The 18,942-nt window shown below is 63.9% G+C and carries 19 protein-coding genes and 1 tRNA gene; 8 read left to right on the top strand and 12 right to left on the bottom strand.

The genetic code is table 11. From position 1 onward, the window contains the following. Window positions 1-51 precede the first annotated feature (51 nt). Window positions 52-1,239 (bottom strand): xylose isomerase, encoded by a 1,188-nt coding sequence (xylA, locus tag LDN85_RS19465; RefSeq protein WP_223943882.1) that lies wholly within the window; start codon window positions 1,237-1,239, stop codon window positions 52-54. Window positions 1,240-1,381: 142 nt separating this feature from the next. Here xylA and LDN85_RS19460 point away from each other — a divergent pair, with 142 nt between their 5' ends. The 4 genes from LDN85_RS19460 (at window position 1,382) to LDN85_RS19445 (ending at window position 4,564) form a co-directional block, all read left to right on the top strand. Further along, window positions 1,382-2,587 carry an ROK family transcriptional regulator gene (locus LDN85_RS19460; protein WP_026543310.1) on the top strand — a complete coding sequence of 402 codons (1,206 nt, stop codon included), beginning with the start codon at window positions 1,382-1,384 and terminating at the stop codon, window positions 2,585-2,587. 112 nt (window positions 2,588-2,699) lie between these two features. Further along, entirely contained in the window at window positions 2,700-3,779 is a 1,080-nt protein-coding gene (locus LDN85_RS19455; protein WP_223943881.1) for a YihY/virulence factor BrkB family protein, read from the top strand. A gap of 5 nt (window positions 3,780-3,784) precedes the next feature. Then, on the top strand, window positions 3,785-4,024 hold the full coding sequence (locus tag LDN85_RS19450) for a hypothetical protein (RefSeq protein WP_223943880.1): 240 nt from the start codon (window positions 3,785-3,787) through the stop codon (window positions 4,022-4,024). Between the two features lie 90 nt (window positions 4,025-4,114). Beyond that, window positions 4,115-4,564 carry a group II truncated hemoglobin gene (locus tag LDN85_RS19445; RefSeq protein ID WP_026547825.1) on the top strand — a complete coding sequence of 150 codons (450 nt, stop codon included), beginning with the start codon at window positions 4,115-4,117 and terminating at the stop codon, window positions 4,562-4,564. A gap of 158 nt (window positions 4,565-4,722) precedes the next feature. Here the strand turns inward: LDN85_RS19445 and LDN85_RS19440 are convergent, their stop codons facing one another. Genes LDN85_RS19440 through LDN85_RS19430 form a run of 3 tightly spaced genes read right to left on the bottom strand, consistent with a single transcriptional unit; the run spans window position 4,723 to window position 7,942 of the window. Beyond that, a complete protein-coding gene (locus tag LDN85_RS19440) occupies window positions 4,723-5,562 on the bottom strand; it encodes a sugar phosphate isomerase/epimerase family protein (RefSeq protein ID WP_091552397.1) in 840 nt (279 codons plus the stop codon). Then, on the bottom strand, window positions 5,559-6,773 hold the full coding sequence (locus tag LDN85_RS19435) for a dihydrodipicolinate synthase family protein (RefSeq protein ID WP_223943879.1): 1,215 nt from the start codon (window positions 6,771-6,773) through the stop codon (window positions 5,559-5,561). Before LDN85_RS19435 ends, LDN85_RS19440 begins: the two co-directional genes overlap by 4 nt. Then, a complete protein-coding gene (locus LDN85_RS19430) occupies window positions 6,773-7,942 on the bottom strand; it encodes a Gfo/Idh/MocA family oxidoreductase (RefSeq protein WP_223943878.1) in 1,170 nt (389 codons plus the stop codon). The genes LDN85_RS19435 and LDN85_RS19430 overlap by 1 nt, the downstream gene beginning before the upstream one ends. 194 nt (window positions 7,943-8,136) lie before the next feature. On the opposite strand from LDN85_RS19430, the gene LDN85_RS19425 reads away from it, so the two are divergent. Beyond that, window positions 8,137-9,189 (top strand): LacI family DNA-binding transcriptional regulator, encoded by a 1,053-nt coding sequence (locus tag LDN85_RS19425; RefSeq protein WP_223943877.1) that lies wholly within the window; start codon window positions 8,137-8,139, stop codon window positions 9,187-9,189. Beyond that, window positions 9,186-9,995, top strand: a complete 810-nt coding sequence (locus tag LDN85_RS19420) for an alpha/beta hydrolase (RefSeq protein WP_223943876.1) — start codon at window positions 9,186-9,188, stop codon at window positions 9,993-9,995. Before LDN85_RS19425 ends, LDN85_RS19420 begins: the two co-directional genes overlap by 4 nt. Window positions 9,996-9,998: 3 nt before the next feature. On the opposite strand, the gene LDN85_RS19415 is transcribed toward LDN85_RS19420, so the two are convergent. The 3 genes from LDN85_RS19415 to LDN85_RS19405 are packed head-to-tail and all read right to left on the bottom strand — an operon-like array spanning window position 9,999 to window position 11,757. After that, window positions 9,999-10,772 (bottom strand): TIM barrel protein, encoded by a 774-nt coding sequence (locus tag LDN85_RS19415; RefSeq protein WP_223943875.1) that lies wholly within the window; start codon window positions 10,770-10,772, stop codon window positions 9,999-10,001. 2 nt (window positions 10,773-10,774) lie between these two features. Further along, on the bottom strand, window positions 10,775-11,374 hold the full coding sequence (locus tag LDN85_RS19410) for a GNAT family N-acetyltransferase (RefSeq protein ID WP_223943874.1): 600 nt from the start codon (window positions 11,372-11,374) through the stop codon (window positions 10,775-10,777). 26 nt (window positions 11,375-11,400) lie between these two features. Continuing rightward, a complete protein-coding gene (locus LDN85_RS19405; RefSeq protein WP_026543320.1) occupies window positions 11,401-11,757 on the bottom strand; it encodes a metalloregulator ArsR/SmtB family transcription factor in 357 nt (118 codons plus the stop codon). A 67-nt stretch (window positions 11,758-11,824) separates the two neighbouring features. Here LDN85_RS19405 and LDN85_RS19400 point away from each other — a divergent pair, with 67 nt between their 5' ends. Then, a complete protein-coding gene (locus LDN85_RS19400; protein ID WP_223943873.1) occupies window positions 11,825-12,760 on the top strand; it encodes an NAD(P)H-binding protein in 936 nt (311 codons plus the stop codon). On the opposite strand, the gene LDN85_RS19395 is transcribed toward LDN85_RS19400, so the two are convergent. Beyond that, a complete protein-coding gene (locus LDN85_RS19395) occupies window positions 12,757-13,611 on the bottom strand; it encodes a LysR substrate-binding domain-containing protein (RefSeq protein ID WP_026543322.1) in 855 nt (284 codons plus the stop codon). The two genes, LDN85_RS19400 and LDN85_RS19395, sit on opposite strands and share 4 nt — an antisense overlap. Before the next feature lie 179 nt (window positions 13,612-13,790). Between LDN85_RS19395 and LDN85_RS19390 the strand changes: the two genes are divergently transcribed. Further along, window positions 13,791-15,266 (top strand): MFS transporter, encoded by a 1,476-nt coding sequence (locus LDN85_RS19390; RefSeq protein ID WP_223943872.1) that lies wholly within the window; start codon window positions 13,791-13,793, stop codon window positions 15,264-15,266. Between the two features lie 162 nt (window positions 15,267-15,428). Here the strand turns inward: LDN85_RS19390 and LDN85_RS19385 are convergent, their stop codons facing one another. From LDN85_RS19385 to LDN85_RS19375, 4 genes are all read right to left on the bottom strand, one after another. Further along, a complete protein-coding gene (locus LDN85_RS19385; RefSeq protein WP_026543324.1) occupies window positions 15,429-16,586 on the bottom strand; it encodes a N(5)-(carboxyethyl)ornithine synthase in 1,158 nt (385 codons plus the stop codon). Then, the gene (locus LDN85_RS21955) at window positions 16,583-16,717 is read right to left on the bottom strand and encodes a hypothetical protein (RefSeq protein ID WP_263422074.1); all 135 of its coding nucleotides are present in this window, start codon (window positions 16,715-16,717) and stop codon (window positions 16,583-16,585) included. The genes LDN85_RS19385 and LDN85_RS21955 overlap by 4 nt, the downstream gene beginning before the upstream one ends. A gap of 378 nt (window positions 16,718-17,095) precedes the next feature. Next, window positions 17,096-17,166 (bottom strand) — tRNA-Gly (locus LDN85_RS19380). A 79-nt stretch (window positions 17,167-17,245) separates the two neighbouring features. After that, window positions 17,246-18,742 carry a M15 family metallopeptidase gene (locus tag LDN85_RS19375; protein ID WP_026543325.1) on the bottom strand — a complete coding sequence of 499 codons (1,497 nt, stop codon included), beginning with the start codon at window positions 18,740-18,742 and terminating at the stop codon, window positions 17,246-17,248. Between the last annotated feature and the right edge of the window lie 200 nt (window positions 18,743-18,942).

Here is an 18,942-nt window from a genome sequence, read left to right as displayed (position 1 = left end):
CAAGGCGAAGCTTGGGGGCCCGGCGCCGGGACTGTGGTGGGTTGGTGTTCTTTAGCGGGCGCCGAGCAGGTGCTCGATGGCCAGCTGGTTGAGGCGGACGAAGGCAAACGAGCGCTCGGCGGCGTGATCGGCGTCGAACGTTTCGAAAGCGCTGGCGTCAGCCAGCAGGTCAGCCGTTGTCTCTCCGGCGTTCAAGGTGGGCTGGCCCAGCTCAAAGACGCCTGAGGTGGCGAGGGCTTCCTGGACTTCCGGATCTGCGCGGAAAGCGAGGGCGCGTTCCTTCAGCAGGAGGTACATGGACATGTTGGACTTGGCCGATTCCCAGACGCCGTCGTAGCCGTCGGTGCGTGACGGCTTGTAGTCGAAGTGGCGGGGACCGTCGTATGTGGGCCCGCCGTTGGGGAAGCCGTTCTCCAGCAGGTCCACGGTGAAGAAGGCGCTGGTGAGATCGCCATGGCCGAAGACCAGGTCCTGGTCGTACTTGATGCCGCGCTGGCCGTTCAAGTCGATGTGGAAGAGCTTGCCTGCCCACAGGGCCTGGGCGATGCCGTGGGTGAAGTTCAGCCCGGCCATCTGCTCGTGGCCCGTCTCCGGGTTGAGGCCTACGATGTCGCCGTGTTCCAGCTGGGCAATGAATGCCAATCCGTGGCCAACCGTGGGGAGGAAGATGTCGCCGCGGGGTTCGTTCGGCTTCGGCTCAAGTGCGATCCGGAGGTCGTAGCCCTTTTCCTTGATGTAACCGGCGGCGGTGTCCACGCCTTCCTTCATGCGGTCCAGCGCTGCCGACAGGTCCTTGGAGCCGTCGTATTCGCTGCCTTCGCGGCCGCCCCACATGACGAATGTTTCGGCACCAAGCTCGGCTGCGAGGTCGATGTTGCGCAGGATCTTGCTCAGGGCGAAGCGGCGGATGGAGCGATCATTCGAGGTGAAGCCGCCGTCCTTGAAGACCGGGTGGCTGAACAGGTTGGTGGTGACCATCGGCGTCTTCAGGCCGGTCTCGGCCAGGGCGGACTTGAAGTTCTTCAGGATGAGGTCGCGCTCGGAAGTGGTGGCATCAAAGGGAATCAGGTCATTGTCGTGGAAAGTGATGCCGTAGGCGCCAAGTTCACTGAGCTTGTGCACTGCTTCCACCGGATCCAGGGCCGGCCGGGTAGCAACGCCGAAAGGATCGGCGCCGGTCCAACCGACAGTCCAGAGGCCAAAGGTGAAGCGGTCCTGCGGGGTGGGCTGCGGGGTCATTTTGCTCCTTTGCAAAGCACTGGGGGAGGAGGCCAGGGAAAGCACTCCAATTAGTTTTCAATCTGAACTATATGGGGGATGATGGATCATGGTCAATGGAAGCCAGCAACAATTTTTCAAATCCGCAGGGAGTCCCACGCCAGTGAACGAGTCAGCAGCGCCCGGCCGCGTAGGCGATGTCCGCCGTCGAAATCTTTCGCTGGTTCTGGACTCCATTGCCAGGACCGGCGATGCCAAGCCCAGCCGCGCCCAGCTCGCTGCCGGCACCGGACTGACCAAGGCGGCGGTCTCCAGCCTGGTTGCGGACCTGGTGGAGTCGGGCCTTGTCTCTGAAGTGGGCCTTTACCGGGACGGCGAGCGGGGCAGGCCGGGGCAGGGTCTGGAGCTCAGTTCGCGCCGCGGCGTGGTGGGCATGGAAATCAACGTTGACTACCTGGCAGTGGGATTGGTGGACCTGGGCGGCAACCTCCGCTTCCGTTCCACTGTTGAATCGCGGAACCGGGGCATGGCGCCCGGAGAAGTCATGGAGCGGCTGCGGGTCCTGGTGGCCGAAGCGGTTGCTGCCGCCTCGCAGGACAAGATCGCAATCCTTGGCGGCGGCCTGGCGGTCCCGGGCTTGGTGGATGAGCGGCGGAACACCGTTCTCTCGGCTCCGAACCTGCATTGGGAAAACGAGCAACTGGACCCCGGCTCATTGCTCGAGGGCGCGCCGCTCGGCGTCCGGCTGTCCAATGAGGCCAACAGTGCCGCGCTCGGCGAGCTCTGGTACGGCGGCGGCCCGGCCGACTTCCTCTACGTTTCGGGTGAAGTGGGTGTTGGTGGCGGGGTCATCATTGGTTCGGACCTCTATTTGGGCCCCGGGGGATCTGCGGGCGAATTGGGTCATATTGTGGTCCATCCGGAAGGGCGGGAGTGTTCCTGCGGAGGCGCTGGTTGCCTGGAGACCTTTGCCGGGCAGGAGGCGATCTTCGAGGCAGCCAACATTCCCGAGGGCCCGCTGGGCGACCGCACCGAGCAGCTTCTCGCCGCCTTGGCCGCCCAGGACCCCAACGCCCTGAAAGCAGTCCACGACGCCGGGCGGTACTTGGGCGTCGCGCTCGCCTCCTCGGCCCGCCTAATGGATATTGACTCAGTGGTCCTTGGCGGGCACTTTGCCTTGCTGGCGGAGTGGCTGAGGCCGGCGCTGCTGGCGAGCTTGGAGCGCTATGCGCCGGGTTTGCTGGAGCCGGACAGTTTGAGCGTCTCCAGCCTGGAGCACTCCGGAACCCTCCTCGGGGCTGCCGGACAGGTGATCAGGTCTGTTATTGAGTCGCCGTTCGAGTTCCTTTTGGCGAGCAAGCTGGCCTAAGTGCATCAATCGCCGGCGGTAATTCGGCGCGGGTTCTTTCGCATTATTCATCAGCATGCTTACTATTGATGGGTCAGTTGTTCGCGAAAACCAACCCACGGACGAGTGCCCCATGACTACACAAGACTCAGCCCACACCAGCACTGCCAAGGCGCAGACCGCCCCTTCCCCGGAAGATTCCCGGAAGCCGGACAGTCCCAACGACCTCGCGAAGCCCACTTGGATGTACATCGCCAAGCGGACACTGCGGGAGTTCAGCAAGGACCAGTGCCCCGATGCTGCCGCCGGATTGACGTATTACGCAGTGCTCTCACTTTTTCCCGCGCTGCTGGCGCTGGTCTCCCTGATCGGGCTCTTCGGCGACGCCGGCAAGACCACGTCCACTCTGCTGGACATGGTCCAGCAGTTTGCGCCGGGGCCCGGCGTCGAGGCCATGCGCAAGCCGATCGAGGAACTGACGCAGTCCAACACGGCAGGCTTCGCGCTGGTTTTCGGTGTCCTGGTGGCACTCTGGTCCGCTTCCGGCTACACCACAGCGTTCAGCCGGGCAATGAACAGGGTCTATGAAGTGGACGAGGGCCGCGGATTCGTCAAGCTGCGCGGCACCATGCTCGCCGTCACCATCGTCGCCGTCGTCGGTGCCGCCCTGGCCGCGGCCATGCTTGTCCTCAGCGGGCCTGTTGCAGAAGCGATTGGTGGTGCCATCGGCCTTTCGGAGGCTGCACTGACCGTCTGGAACATCGCCAAATGGCCGGTGCTGATCTTGATCGTGGTGGCGATCATCGCAGTGCTCTACTACTTCACCCCCAACGTCAAGCAGCCCAAATTCCGCTGGATGAGCATGGGTTCCTTCATTGCACTGGTGATCTTCGCGCTGGCATCGCTGGGATTCGGCTTTTACGTGGCCAACTTCAGCAACTACAACAAGACCTACGGAGCCTTGGCCGGGGTCATCATCATGCTCCTCTGGCTCTGGATCCTGAACATGTCCTTGCTGTTCGGAGCAGAGTTTGACGCCGAAATGGAACGCGGGCGCCAGTTGCAGGGCGGAATTGAGGCTGAGGAAAGCATCCAACTGCCGCCGCGCGACACCAAGAGGAGCGACAAGCAGCAGGAAAAAGAGGACTCAGACATCCGGCGAGGCGAGGAAATCCGTCAAGCCCGTGGCGACGAACCGCGGAAGGAACGGTAACGGCAATGGGCAATTCGAGCGCGCGTGCCGACAGTAAGAATGCCGACAGCAAAAACAGGAAGCTCAAGGCCATCCGGAACGGGGACAGCGTACGGATCAGGGGCGAGGTTTTCCGGGTGGATTCCGTGCTGCCCCTGGAAGGAACACGGAATATCAGCCTGGAACTGCAAGCGCCCGACGGCGGATCGGTCACCTTCATCGGCTTGCCGGAGGCAAAGGTCCAGCTCCCTGCGCGAGCCTCCTGAACTGACACCTGGGTAACGGCGGTGCCGAGCATCTTCATTTCCCGTTGAGCAAACCTTCCCGTCCGGCCGCACCCGTGCCATTGTTTCACCATGCAAACGGTGTACGAGGCGGCCGGCGGCGCAGATTTTTTCCTTGCTCTGGCGAAGGCTTGGCACGTCAGGGTGGTGGATGACGAGGTAGTGGGGCATGCCTTCCGGCACGGCGTCCACCCGGAGCACACCCAGCGGTTGGCAGCTTACTGGAGTGAGGCCTTGGGCGGTCCACCGCTGTACTCCGAAAGCTATGGCGATGAGTCCTCAGTGGTGAGGATGCATAGCGGGAACGGCCCCCACGAAGAGATGAACAGCCGGGCGATCACGTGCTTTGACCAGGCGCTGAAGGACGTGGGCGTGGTGGACGATGCGCTTCGCACAGTCCTGCATGACTACTTCGCCTGGGCCACCAACAACTCCATGGCGCGCTATGAGCGCTCATCGGACGACGTCCCGGCCGGACTCAGCCTCACCAAGTGGTCTTGGGACGGTCTCGTGGCCGGCTGAAAGCTCAGCCCCTCAGCGGGAAAGTTCAATCCACGACTCACAGCTGACACACAAACGGGCACCAAAAAGCGGGCCCCCGCCGTGACCGTGGCAGGAACCCGCTTGTTCTTGGAGTGATCCTCCCGCGGAGCTTAGGGCATCCGCGGGAGGATCACGTGTTACGCGAACGGGAGGACGAGCTCCGCGTAGCGCTGCTTCATGGTTTCCAGGACGGTGTCGCCATCGGCATCCCAGATTTCCTGATTGAAGATCTCAACCTCAATGTCGCCCGTGTAACCGGCGTCCCTGACCCAGGTGCCGATCGTGGCGAAGTCAATGACGCCGTCGCCCATCATGCCGCGGGACAACAGTGCGTCCGCAGCGATCGGCAGGTTGAAGTCGCACACCTGGTAGGAGGCGATCCGATTCTCACGGCCGGCGCGGTCGATCTGCGCCTTCAGTTCCGGATCCCACCAGACGTGGAAGGTGTCGACGGCGACGCCAACAGCCTTTGCGTCGTACGGCGCGGCGAGATCCAGTGCCTGGCCAAGGGTGGAGATGAGTGCGCGGTCGGCGGCGTACATGGGGTGCAGGGGTTCCAGCACCAGCCGTACGCCGTTTTCGGAAGCGAAAGGAACGAGTTCCTCGAGGCGGTCGGCCACGCGCTGGCGGGCAGCGACGACGTCCTTCTCACCCGGAGCGAGCCCGCCAACCACCAGGAACAACTCCTGGGTGTCCAGCGCTACTGCTTCGCGGACGGCATCGAAGTTGTCAGCGAGTGCGGCAGCCTGGCCTTCAGCGTCGGCCGCCGTGAGGAATCCGCCGCGGCACAGCGAGGAAACGCGGAGTCCTGCGTCCTTGATGAGCTTGGCCGCCTTGTCCAGACCGGCCTCGGCCACGCGGTCGCGCCATGGGCCGATCGCGGGGATGCCGGCGCGGGCGCAACCATCCACGGCTTCGGCAAGCGTCCACTTCTTGGTGGTGGCGCTGTTCAGGGACAACCGGGAGAAGTCGCTCATGCGCCCACCCCATTGATCCGCAGGAAGTCGGACATCCGGAATGCTGCCAGCGACGGATCCTTCAGCAGGCCGGCCTGGTCCGCCAGCTCAAAGGTCTTTGCCAAGTGCAGGACCGAACGGCCCGAGTGCAGGCCGCCCACCATCTGGAAGCCAGGCTGCTTGCCGTTGAGCCAGGACATGAAGGCGATGCCGGTCTTGTAGTAGAACGTGGGTGCGCTGAAGATGTGCTTTCCCAGCTCACGGGTGGAGTCCAGGATGGCACGCCCTTCGGCGCCTTGGCCGGCGTCGTACTTCTGCAACGCAACCGAAGCGGCCGGGTAGATGGCCGCGAAGATGCCCAACAGGGCGTCCGAGTGGTGCGTGTCGTCGCCGTCGATCAGTTCCGGGTAGTTGAAGTCGTCGCCGGTGTAGAGGCGCACATCAGCAGGCAGCGCCGCGCGGAGGGCAACCTCGTGTGAGGCGTCCAGCAGCGAAACCTTTACGCCGTCTACCTTGTCCGAGTGCTCGCGGATCAGGCTGAGGAACGTTTCGGTGGCCACGGAGACGTGGTCGGAGCCCCAGTATCCGGCCAGTGCGGGATCGAACATGGTGCCGAGCCAGTGCAGGATGACGGGCTGCTCCACTTCCTGCAGGAGCGTCGAGTAGACGTGCAGGTAGTCGTCGGCGCCGTTGGCGACCTTGGCCAGGGCGCGGGATGCCATCAGGATGACCTTGGGACCGGCCTCACTGACGACGGCGATCTGCTCGCGGTAGGCCTCGATCACGGCCTGGATGCCCGCTGCGCCCTCGGGGAGCGCGGCGATGTCCAGCTGGTCGGTGCCTGCGCCGCAGGACACGAGGTCGCGGACTGACTTGCCCGCGATTGCTGCGTTGCCTGCCGAAACAACAGAGGCTGCCTCGGCGCCGGTGCGCTTGATGAGCTGCTGCGTGGCTGCCCAGTCCAGGCCCATGCCGCGCTGTGCGGTGTCCATGGCGTCAGCAACGCCAAGGCCGTAGGACCACAGCTCGTGCCGGTAGGCCAGGGTGGCGTCCCAGTCGAGCTGGGCCGGCGCGCCGGGCGTGTTGTCTGCTGCTACCTCGGGGATGACATGGGCGGCGGCGTAAGCGCGGCGGGCCGTCAAAGGAGCGGTCGGCTTGGCCCAGGAGGTGGCTGCCTGAAGGCGGTACTCGCGGGTGCCGCCGTCGTCTGTGGGAAGAATCAGTGACGTCATTAGAGGGTGATCTCCGGGATGTCGATGGTGCGGCGCTCGGCCGAGGACTGCAGGCCGAGCTCGGCGAGCTGAACGCCGCGGGCTGCGGAGAGGAGGCCGAAGCGGTGCTCGCGGCCTGCGACGACGTCGCGCAGGAATTCTTCCCACTGCAGCTTGAAGCCGTTGTCCAGTTCAGCGTTGGCGGGAACTTCCTGCCACTGGCTGCGGAAGGATTCGGTGACGGGCAGGTCGGGGTTCCAGACGGGCTTGGGGGTGTGGGCGCGCTGCTGCGCAACGCACTTGTTCAAACCGGCGACGGCGGAACCGTGCGTGCCGTCGATCTGGAACTCCACGAGTTCGTCGCGGTAGACGCGGACGGCCCAGGAGGAGTTGATCTGGCCGATGACGTCGTCGCCGCCCGGGGTTTCGAGCTCAAAGATGCCGTAGGAAGCGTCGTCGGCGGTTGCCTTGTATTCCTTGCCGGCCTCGTCCCAACGGGCAGGGATGTGGGTGGCAGTCTTGGCATTGACGCTCTTGACCTTGCCGATGATGCCTTCAAGGACGTAGTTCCAGTGGCAGAACATGTCCGTGGTCATTCCGCCGCCGTCTTCCTTGCGGTAGTTCCAGGACGGACGCTGGGCAGCCTGGACGTCTCCTTCGAAGACCCAGTAGCCGAATTCGCCGCGGATGGAGAGGATGCGGCCGAAGAAGCCTTCATCCACGAGGCGGCGGAGCTTCACCAAGCCGGGGAGGTACAACTTGTCGTGCACAACGCCTGCGGTAACGCCGGCTTCCTTGCCGATCTGTGCCAGTTCAATGGCTTCTTCGAGGGTCTCGGCCGTGGGCTTCTCGGTGAAGATGTGCTTGCCGGCGCGCATGGCCTTCTTCAGGGTGGAGGCGCGGAGGCTGGTCATGGAAGCGTCAAAGATGATGTCCACGGTGGGATCGGCGATGACGGCGTCCAGGTCGGTGGTCCATTCGGAGACCTTGTGGAGCTCGGCCAGTTCGCGGATCTTGGCCTCGTTGCGGCCAACGAGGATCGGCTCAACCTGGACTTTGGTGCCGTCTTCCAAGGTGAAGCCGCCGGCGTCGCGGATGGGGAGGATGGACCGCAGCAGGTGCTGGCGGTAGCCCATACGGCCGGTGATGCCGTTCATGGCGATGCGGATCGTCTTTGTTTCGTAGCCCATGTTTTCTCCAGTGCCTTGTGTGCCGGTCGCGGTGCGGATGCCGGTGCTTGCAGTTCATGTGGGAAAGCGCATTCCCGTTGCATTCGATCATGCACCATGACGCGCCGGATTGGCAAGCGCTTTCCCGAAACTTCCGGAAGACTGACATAATTTCCCTAGCGCCAGTCCCGACGCTTGCAGAAAAGGAGGGCCCCGTGGCCGCCAGCACACTCAGTGAAGTTGCCCGTTTGGCCGGGGTTTCCCTGGCCACCGCATCGAGGGTCCTCAACGGCTCGTCCCGGAAGCCCGCCGAAGACATTGCCGAACGCGTCCGCGAGGCCGCCGACAAGCTCGGCTACGTGCCCAACGCCCAAGCTCAGGCGCTGGCGAAATCGAGCTCGGGCTTAATCGGACTGGTTGTCCACGACATCGCCGATCCGTACTTCTCAGCGATCGCCCGCGGAGTACAGGAAGCTGCCCGCCAGCAGAACCGCATGGTGCTCCTGGCCAGCACCTCCGGGGCTCCTTCTGATGAGAAAGCGGCAGTGGCAGCCTTCGCCGCACGTCGGGCAGACTCAATCGTCATTGCCGGTTCGCGTTCCGTCCGGGCCGAGGACAAGCAGGGAAACATCGAACTTGCCGCCGAGTTGGACCGCTACTGCCGCAACGGCGGACACGTGGGAGTGGTGGGGCATCCGGTGGTTGGTGCGTCCACTACTGAGGGTTACCACGTGGTGAAGGTCCCCAACGAGGAACTTGCTGCCGGCCTCGCAACGGAACTGGCCGAGACTCACGACGGCGCCTTCCTGATCATCGCCGGCCCCGAAGGCCTGTACACCTCCGATGACCGTGTTCGCGGTTTCCAGCGCGGACTCGAGGATGCCGGACGGCCAGCGGCTGAGGTGATCCGCACGGGATTCAACCGTGCCGGAGGATACGACGCCGGGGCGGCACTTGCCGCCCGGATCAAAGCATCCGAAGAACGCCTCTGTATTTTCGCAGTCAATGACGTCATGGCCATTGGTGTCACGGCCGCCCTTCGGCCCGAGGGCGTGTGGATTCCGCGCGACGCCACCATCGCCGGATTCGACGACATCGAAACCCTGCGCGACTTCCGGCCCGCCCTGTCCACGGTGCACCTGCCGCTGGAGGACATTGGTCGTCTGGCTGCCGGAGATCCTGATACCCCTCCGGTCAGCGGCGCGGTCAAGCTCCGCCGCAGTACCGGGACTTCGGCGGCGGAAGCTCCGGTGGAATCGCAGGTATGACGCCGGTCCCGCAGCCCGCGCGCAAACGGGAGCACGGGCGGGTGCCAGCGGAGGTGCCCCGGGCACTCACGGTGATTCCCGCCGTCGAGCGTTCCACCGCCGGGGTAGTTTCCACTCAGGCTGCGCCTGCCATCCTGGTGCTTCCGGGCGGAGGGTATGCAAAGCAGGCTGATCACGAGGCCGAGCCGGTGGCCGAGTGGCTTGCCTCGCTGGGCATCCACGCGTTCGTGTTGCGGTACCGGGTGGCGCCCGATCACCACCCCGCCCCGTTGGAGGACGCCAAGCGGGCCATGTTGTGGATCCGCAGCGGCGGTCATGGCCTGAACGTTGACGCATCCAGGGTGGGCGTTCTCGGGTTTTCCGCTGGCGGGCATCTTGCCGCCACGTTGGCAGTCCAGGTTCCCAGCGGCGATCCTGAACTGGACACCAACGCCGCTGCGCCGGACCTCAGCATTCTCTGCTATCCGGTGATTTCGTTCGTGGACTCGGTTCATCAGGGGTCCGTGGACAACCTGGCCGGCGCGGGCGCCCCGGCTGAGGTCCTGCGGGAGCTTTCAGCCGAGCTGCACGTGACGCCGGCTACACCCCCGGCGTTCCTGTGGCATACCGCCGATGACCACTCCGTCCCCGTCGCCCATAGCTTCGCTTACGCCGGGGAGCTCAGCCGCGCCGGTGTCCCGGTGGAGCTTCATGTCTTTCCGCATGGCATTCACGGTATTGGCCTGGCCCTGGGGACGCCGGGCGCTGATCAGTGGCCGTCACTGTGTGCGTCGTGGCTCGGCCGACGGGGTTGGACCCAACTGTAGGTCTCAGTCCTCGCCCAGGGTGATGGTGTGGAGGAAAGAGGCGTCGTTGATGACGTTTTCCGGAAGATCGTCCTCGACAAATTCCAGCATGATGTCCATGTCCTTGCCGTTTCCCCGCAGGACATCGGTGACGGTCTGCCACAGCAATTTCCGGTGCCGCAGCGGAAAACGTTCAGCAACCGGCCCCCAGGAGAAGCAGTGCACACCCACTACGTGCGGGAGGACTTCATGCAAGGACTCCAGCGCCTGCTGGTCTGAAAGTCCGACGGCGGGCTGCCAGTAGGTGCCGACGTTCGGGTGGTTGACCCGGTTCAGTAACTCGAGGGTGGTTGCGGGGGAGTCCGTGAGCGTATTGCCGTGATACTCAAAGGCGATGGAGACGCCCCGGGCGGCTGCGAGATCCGCAATCCGCTGTGTGTCTTTCACTACTGCGTCCCAGTGCTCTTCGCTGGCGTCGGCCGAGCCAAGTTCTCCTGCCCACACCCGGATCCGCGGTGCACCAAGCCCTGCCGCCAGGTCCAGCGCCCGGTCGAAGTCTCCGAATGCGCCGCAGCGGTAGTACGAGCCGAGGGACAGGGCGGCAAGCCCTGCTGCTTGGGTTGCTTCCTTGGCCTTTGCCGCAGACTCCGCATCGCTGACGTGGACATCGGTGCCCCACTCAATGCCGGCCAGGCCCGCATTCGAGGAAATTCGAACCACATCCTCAATGCCGTGGGAGCGGAGAGTCACGGAACATATGCCAGGTGTGAGGTCAGCCAGCGTGGTGAGGTCGGTCATGCTTACAGGATACCGGGAATGCGCTTACCCGGTAAGGGAAGGTTGATCCAATATCGGCGGATAGGTTCGGTGACACCCAGGTCCGGGCTGAAACTCTCCGGTGGCCGGACGCTTTCAAGAACGCCGCCGCAGGCTTCAATAGTGCGGGCGGACGCCGTGTTGGGCTGCTTGCAGGTCACCATGACGCGTTCCATCCCCAGGGCGCGCGCTTCCTCCAAGGCGCCGTTGAGGGCAAGCTTGGCGAGTCCCCGACCCCTGGCGCTTGGCCGGATTCCATAACCGATATTGCCTCCCACTTCGGTCAGGTACTCATTGGCCAACGAGTGCCTGAGGCTGGCGGAACCCAGATAAGAACTGCCCTCCACCACCCAGATGGTGCTCTGGTTGACCAAGCCTTCGGGAGGTTGGAATTCTTCCAAGGGCATGTGGTGCAGCAGGTTAATCCATTCCGAAAAATCGCTGCGCTGGCGGAGATCCAGGTTATACCTCGCGGCTACGAACGCTGCCGAGCCGTCCTGCTCAAGGGTTCCCCACTCGTCCCAGCTTGCAAGCCACGAGGCATGGAAGCTTGCAGATGGCGGCATGAGCTTGGCGTCAATCATTGGGTGAGCCTACTACGGCAGTAGGTTCAGGCTTCCGATGTCTTGGCCGCTTTCGGTGTTCTGGTCGAGGGGCGGGAAGGGGTCCGTTTCCGGACCTCCCGCAACACGATCTGCTCGGGGCAAACCGTGGAAAGGAAGTCTCCCACCGACAGGGCCAGGCGCTCGCCCACGAGCGAGTAGAGAATACGGTTGGCGTCCCGCCGTTCCGTGACCAGGCCGGCCTGGCGCAGCACGCTCAAGTGTCGGGAAATGGTGGGTCCCGTGGCGTTGAATCGCGCAGCGATTTCCCCTGCGGCCAACTCGCCGTCCTTGAGGTCTTGAAGAATTTGCCGCCTGGTGGGGTGCGCCAACGCTGCGAAGATATCCGATGCTGCATCTGCCATGTTTGCAATATAGCACAATTGCTATATACAGTTTAGCTTAATTGCTAATAAGCGAAGGAGCTAGATCATGCGTGTGGCTATTACCGGCGGTACAGGCTTTGTAGGGCGTCACCTCACAGAACGACTCAATAGGCCGGACACCGTCATCATTTCGCGGCGGACAGGGACCGCAATCACCGACGTCGACGCCTTGACGCAGGCCTTCACGGGTTGCGACGTCGTAGCCCACTGCGCGGGGATCAACCGGGAGATCGGTGAACAGACCTTCCAGCGGGTTCACGTTGAAGGCACCCGCGCAGTCATTGAGGCTGCCCGGAGAGCGGGCGTCCAAAGAATCGTCATGTTGAGCTTCCTTCGCGCCCGTCCGGATTGTGGCTCCGCCTATCACGAGACCAAATGGGCTGCCGAGGAACTCCTGCGGCAGTCCGGCATCGAGCACACGATCCTTAAAGCGGGGATGATCTACGGCAAGGGAGACCACATGGTGGACCACGTGACGCGTGCGGTGCGCAGCTTTCCGGTTTTCGCGACCGTAGGTTATCGGGAGCGGACTGTTCGACCCATACCGGTGGAAGAGGCTGTCAACACCCTGATCGCCGCCCTCGAAGGTCGCGTGCCCACCCCGACCGTCGCTGTTGTCGGAGCCGAAGAGCTTGAACTTGGAGCAGCTGTCCGCAGGATCGCCCGGATGGCGGACGGCCACCCCGTTTACGTCCGCGCCCCCATCTGGTCCATCCGCGCGCTGGCTCAGCTGACAGAATGGACCATGGTGGTTCCCCTCGTCGCAAAAGCCCAAGCGCAGATGCTCGCCGAAGGGGTCAGCGAGCCTTCGCCGTATGCGCCGTGGCTTCCCGTGGAGCTGCGTCCCAGGCTTCCTTTCGACGACGAACGCATCCGGGCCGCCGTACCGGAAGGCCGCTTCGCCCTGGACGACCTTAGGGTAGTGAGGTGGTGGAACGGGCGTAAGGGCCGCATCCGGCCAAGCCGCCCAGCCCGCAGCTAGTTCGACTTGCTCAGTGTCCGTCCCATGATGGCCTGTGTGAGTGCATCGATCACTTCTGCGTTGGCCAGCGGGTTGCGGATCAGGGTGAAATCGACGTCACCTACCGGCGGCAGGCCAAACCGTTGCGTGATCACTTTCAAATCCTCGGGAACCAGCGACGCCGGCATCACGGCAACTCCAATGCCGGCCCGCACGGCCGCCAGCACCCCACTGATCTGCTTGGTGCTGCAGGTGATCCGCCACGTCCGGCCTTCGGCCTCCAGGGCATCGATGGCAAGTTTCCGGCTGAGGCTGGGCGCGGGGTAGGCGATGAGCGGCACTGGCGCCCCCGGCTCCAGCACGGTCTGTTCCACGCCCACCCAGGCGAAGTTGTCGTGGCGGACCACCGTGCCTTCCTTGGCACCGGCCACCCATTTCACGAACACCAGGTCCAGCTGCCCGGCGTTGAGCCGCTTGTACAACTGGTCGCTTTGGCTGACGGTGAGCTCGAGGTTGATCTGCGGATAGAGCTGCCGGAACTCGCGCAGGATCCGTGGAAGGCCCGTGATGGCGAGGTCGTCGGCGGTTCCGAACCGGAGACGTCCGCGCATGGCTGAACCGGAAAAGTACCGTGCCGCGGAATCATGGGCGGCAAGGATGTTTCGGGCAAAACCAGCCATGGCATCGCCGTTGTCAGTGAGCCGCACTTCACGGGTATCCCGGGCGACCAGTACGCGCTTGGCGGCGGCCTCCAGCTTCCGGACGTGCTGGCTGACGGTGGGCTGGGCGAGCCCCAGCCGTTCGGCGGCTTTGGTGAAACTCAGGGTTTCCGCAACGGCCAAAAAGGAGCGGAGCTGGACGGGTTCGAACACGGAACTCCTTTAAGCGCAGGTCAGCGCACGGCCGGAGTACTGCGCCGATGCCCCTTGTCCCGCAGGCACCTCATTGCATTCCGCAATGCTAGTTATAGGCGCAATACGCTTCCATAATTGCTGCTGGCAACCATAGCGTTAAACGCATCCCACCGAAACTCTCGATCCGAGGACTACTTTTGGCACCCCCACCGCCTTCAGCGGCAAACGTCAGCCAGCCCGTCATCGATTCCCTGTCCGCCCGTCCCTTGCCGGACATAAGCCAGCCGGACCAAGGCCAGTTGGACACAAGCCAGCCGGACCCAGGCCACGCGGCCGAAAGCCGCCCCGCCGCAAGCCAGCCGGACAACGTCACCCAGCCGATCGCCGTCGTGAGCGAAAAGCTGCCCTGGCGTCATACTTTCATCTCCCTGAAGGTCCCCAACTTCAGGATCTTCGCAATCGGCCATTTCATCGCCGTGATCGCCATCTGGATGCAGCGCATCGCCCAGGACTGGATGGTGCTCCAACTCTCCGGTTCCGTGACCGCCGTCGGAATTACCGTGGCACTGCAGTTCATGCCGTCGCTTTTCCTGGGACCGTGGGGCGGCATGATTGCCGACCGTTTCGCCAAGCGCAAGATCCTTATCATCTGCCAATCTGCGGCGGCGGTACTGGCCGCTGCGCTGGCGGTGCTGTCCTTGAGCGGCCTTGTCCAGGTCTGGCACGTGTACGTCATTGCCTTGGTTCTGGGCTTCGTCACGGTGCTCGACCAGCCTGCCCGGCAAGTGTTCGTCAATGAGCTGGTCGGCCCTAAGTACTTGCGGAACGCCATCAGCGTCAACTCCACCACCTTCCAATTGGGCGGCCTGATCGGGCCGGCATTGGCGGGTGTTCTGCTCACTGCCGTTGGTGCCGGCTGGGCTTTCGCCGCCAACGCAGTGGCCTGTTGCTCCACCGTGGCCATGCTGCTGATCCTCCGCAAGGACCAGTTGCACCTCAGCCAGCCCACACCCCGAAAGAAGGGGATGCTGCGCGAGGGCCTCAACTACGCCCTCAGCAAGCCCACCATTTACTGGCCCTGGCTGATGGCCGGGTTCGTGGCAGTTTTCGCGATGAGCCTTCCGGTGCTGCTGGCCGCTTTTGCGGACCACGTGTACGACGCCGGTGCCGGAGGCTACGGCCTGCTCAACGCGATGGTTGCGCTCGGTGCACTGACAGGAGCGGTGGCCTCCACCCGGCGTCGTCAACTGCGGTTGAGGTCGGTAGTGATGTCCGCAGGGTTGTACGGTTTGATGCTCTGTGTGTCATCGCTGATGCCGTCCATGGTCTGGTTCAGCGTCACCATGGTCCTTGCCGGATTCTGGTGCCTCATGTTCCTCACCGCGGCCAACCAGATGGTGCAGACCAGCTCCAACATGAGCATCCGCGGCCGCGTCATGAGCCTCTACCTGGTGGTCCTGATCGGTGGGCAGGCTATCGGCGGCCCCATGATGGGATGGCTCGCGGAGCACCTCGGCCCACACTTGGCTGTCCTCATCTCGGGCGGGGTGCCCGCCATCGCTGCTGCGGTAGTCGCCGTCGTCCTGGCCCGAAAGTCATCGCTGCACCTGAAAGTGGACCTGCGCGACAGGCGCCGGGTGCTGAGGATCGTGCAGGAACCTCAGACCGCCTGAGTGCCGGCGGGATCAAAGAGCCCACGGGCCAACGGTGGAAGCGCTGTAACCGTGGAAGCGCTGTGACAACTGAAGCGCTGGAACAACAGAAGAGCTGGACAACAAAAGCGCCCCCGGCAGGACCGGGAGCGCTTTTTGTTGGCCGCTGAGGTGTTTGTCGGCTCAGGCCACAGGCAGGTGCGGGTACTCCGCGGAGCGTCCCTGGAATTCAAGAACGTCCGGGTTGCGGATCACGCCGTCGCGGATTTCGATGGCACGGGAAATGGTCTCGTTGGCGTCCCACCCGGCCGGACCGGCCATCACGGTGTCCAGGAACGGCAGCAGGGCCTCACTGATTTCCCAGCTGGCCGAGTTCCAAAGGTACGACGGGCTGTGGTCCACGGCGTAGTAGTTGACGTGTCCGCCCACGCGGAACATGGGGTCGTCGAACGTGGTGGTGCGGGCCCAGCTGAACCCCATGCCTTCGTCGCAGGAAACGTCCACGATCAAGCTGTCAGCCCGGAAATCCGTCAGGTCCTCCGTGCGGAGGTACGTCAGCGGGGCGTTGGGGTCCTGCAGGGTGCAATTGACCACTATGTCCGCCGCCGCCAGGAACGGCGCCAACGGTTTGCGTCCCTGGTCGGTGATGACTTCGCTGAGGAACGGAGCCTCGTTGTCGTGGTCGAATTGCACGATCCGCACTGAATGGATCGGAGATCCGACGGCGGCGACGCCCCGGTTGGTCAGAACCTGGACGTCGTGGACACCATGGGCATTCAACGCCGTCACGGCACCGCGCGCAGTGGCGCCAAAACCGATGACGACGGCGCTAAGCCGGCGGCCGTAATCGCCGGTGGAGCCCGTGAGCGCCAAGGCATGGAGGACGGAGCAATATCCTGCGAGTTCGTTGTTCTTGTGGAACACGTGCAGGCCAAATCCACCGTCGCCGGCCCAATGGTTCATGGCCTCGAAGGCGATGAGCGTGAGCTTCTTATCGATGGCCAACTGAGTGATGGCCCGGTCCTGGACACAGTGCGGCCAGCCCCACAGCGTTTGGCCATCGCGGAGCTCGGCAAGGTCCTGGGCCTGCGGTTTAGGCAGCAGGATGACATCGCTGGAGGCGATCAACTCCTCGCGTGTACCAAGTCCGCCAACCAGCGCTTCAAGCGCGGTGTCGGAGACACCAAAGCGGTCTCCATAACCATGTTCAAAGCGGAGCTGTTGGCGCAGGGCAGGATCGATGCGTTCCAGGTGCTGTGGGTGGATCGGCAGGCGACGCTCGTTCGGTTTCAGCGAGGTAGCAAGGACGCCGATGCTCAGCTGACCGTTGGGCGCCGTCACTTCTTGCTGCCGGTTGAAGGTTTTGCTGCCTCCGCGGCGGCGGAGCCGGAAGCCCGCTTATCCGCCCGTTTTTCCTTGATGGACTTGCTGGATTTCTTCGATGCGGTTTGGCGCGGTGATTTGTCGCCCATGATGGCTCCCTTAGAGCGGAGCCGAAATGGCTCCTGACTCCTGACCCTACACCTCGGCGGGGGTCACAGTGGCCGCGGTCACCCTCCCTGCCCAGGTGCCAGGCGCGCGGCCCCGGCGGGGCGAGCGTCGTCGTCGGGCCTTCCGCCCGGATACAAAAGCCCGGAACGCGAAAGCTGGGAACGCGAAAGCTCCCGGCGGAAAGCCGCGGGCACGATATCGCCCCGGGACACTTGAGCCCGGATACGAAAGCCCCGGGCGCAAAGCCGCGGGCACGATAACGCCCGGGACACTTCAGCCCCGGGATGTGCGGAAGCCCGGAGTGCAAAAGCTCCCGGCCACGAAAAAGCCCCGGATCCTGGGATCCGGGGCTCTCCTTGAGCGGGCGACGGGAATCGAACCCGCGTATCGAGCTTGGGAAGCTAGCGCTCTACCATTGAGCTACGCCCGCGCTGCCCGGGAGAAATTCGCCCGAGCGAGTCCTAGCTTAGCGCAGTTGAGGGGCAGCTCATGACAAGCGCGTCGGCCGCCTACTTGAACAGTTTCAGTCCGTTCCATCCGGAACCCACCTGGCGGTACGTTGTCCACTGGCCCCGGCCAAGGCCGTAGTTGTAGAGGTTGCCGTCGGCAGTCTGTGCCGTGATGCCGCGGGTGCCCGCGCCGGTCAGCCCGAAGCTCGGGGCCAGCACCCGCATGTACTGCCAGCCCGTGCCCACGGTAGTGGCCGGCCCGTAGAAGCCTGCCCAACCGTCGCCCCGGTAGTTGATGAGGGCCCCGGAGCCCGTCCTCGCCAGGATGTCGTTGGCGCCATCGCCTTCCCAGTCGGCGATGGTCAACTCCATGCCGTTCCAGCCCTTCCCGATGATCTGCGGAGCGCTCAGCGCGCCACCAAAGGTGTTGGGGTAATAGCGCAGGACGCCGTCCGGGAAATAGCCGACGACGCCGGGCCGGCCATGCGCGTGCGTCCACTTACCCACGGTGATGGTCATGCGCTCCCAGCCTCCGTTGCCCACCACTACCTGGTTGGCGAACCCGCCGCCCGGAAGGCCCCGATAGACCCCGAGGACGCCGTTGTTCCATTGCGCCAGGAGATCGTAGACGCCATCAATGTCCCAATCCACCACGAAAGCCTGCTTCAACCCGGTCCAACCCGAACCGATCTGGACGGCGCCTGCATAGCCGCCGGCCGCCGTCGCGGGGTAGCGCAAAAGGCGGCCGGAAGAGTCTGCGGCCACCAGGTCCGCGCCGGACTTGATGCTGGCCGCGGCTGCGGTGTTGCCCGCGAAATAGTGCTCCAACGTGGGGAACCCGCGCCGGTTCATGTCGGTGGCCAGGTCTACGCCCACGTAGCGCAGATGCCAGGGCTCGTAGCTGTACCCGGTGGTGCCCGTGTAGCCGTTGGGGTAGCGGACAATGAAACCGTACTTGTGGGCGTTGGCCGCCACCCACTTGCCCGCGGCTGTATCGCCGAAGCAAGTGCTGAGCCCACAACTGCCGGCAGCGTTGCCGATGTCCATGGCGAGGCCAGTCTGGTGCTCGCTGTAGCCGGGCCGGGCCGAAATGGTATCCGCATAGGCCTGGCCGTAGGCGTTGACGTAGCCCCAGTAAACCTGGGTTTGGGTGGCGTAGGAACGGTAGCCGCTGACGATCGACAACCCGCCGGTACCTGCGTCAGCGGCCCCTTGGAACAAGCCGTTGAGCCAGGCGGCAGCTTCCGCCCGCATGTACTGGCCCGAGCCGCGTGCGTTAATAAGGTCCGACGGCGCGTAGCTCGCCGGATTCAGCGGCCGCGACTTGTTGACCAGGACCGAAAAGCTGGCTGGATCCCCGATGGGATCCACGCTCGGCAAAGGATTGACAGTTGTGGGGACTGCTGTCTTCGCCGGGGTGCTTGCAAGCGGTGGTGCCGCTGTTGCCGGAACCGCTGTGACAACCCCACCAGCCACCGCGACGGCGAGGAAAACAGCGCACGCGGCCACCCGGCGTCGTGCCTTTGAAGCGAAAGTTTGTTGTTTCAGAACCCGCATAATGCCCCCACATCGGTTTAAGCCAGCCTCGGGAACTCTACCCCGTAGCGCCTTGCCCTGTCAGTGGTCACTTTATGAAGGCGCCAGATAACCATTCGGTCAAGGCTCGACCTTTATGTGTGCCCGTTCATGGTCCGCTGACTATTCTGAAGGTGTTAGCTGCTGCGTATGGGGAACCGGGCTAAGACATTCGAACCGTA

The sequence above is a fragment of the Arthrobacter sp. StoSoilB20 genome, from assembly GCF_019977295.1.
Lineage (GTDB): Bacteria > Actinomycetota > Actinomycetes > Actinomycetales > Micrococcaceae > Arthrobacter > Arthrobacter nicotinovorans_A.
This window is presented reverse-complemented; position numbering and strand designations above follow the sequence as displayed.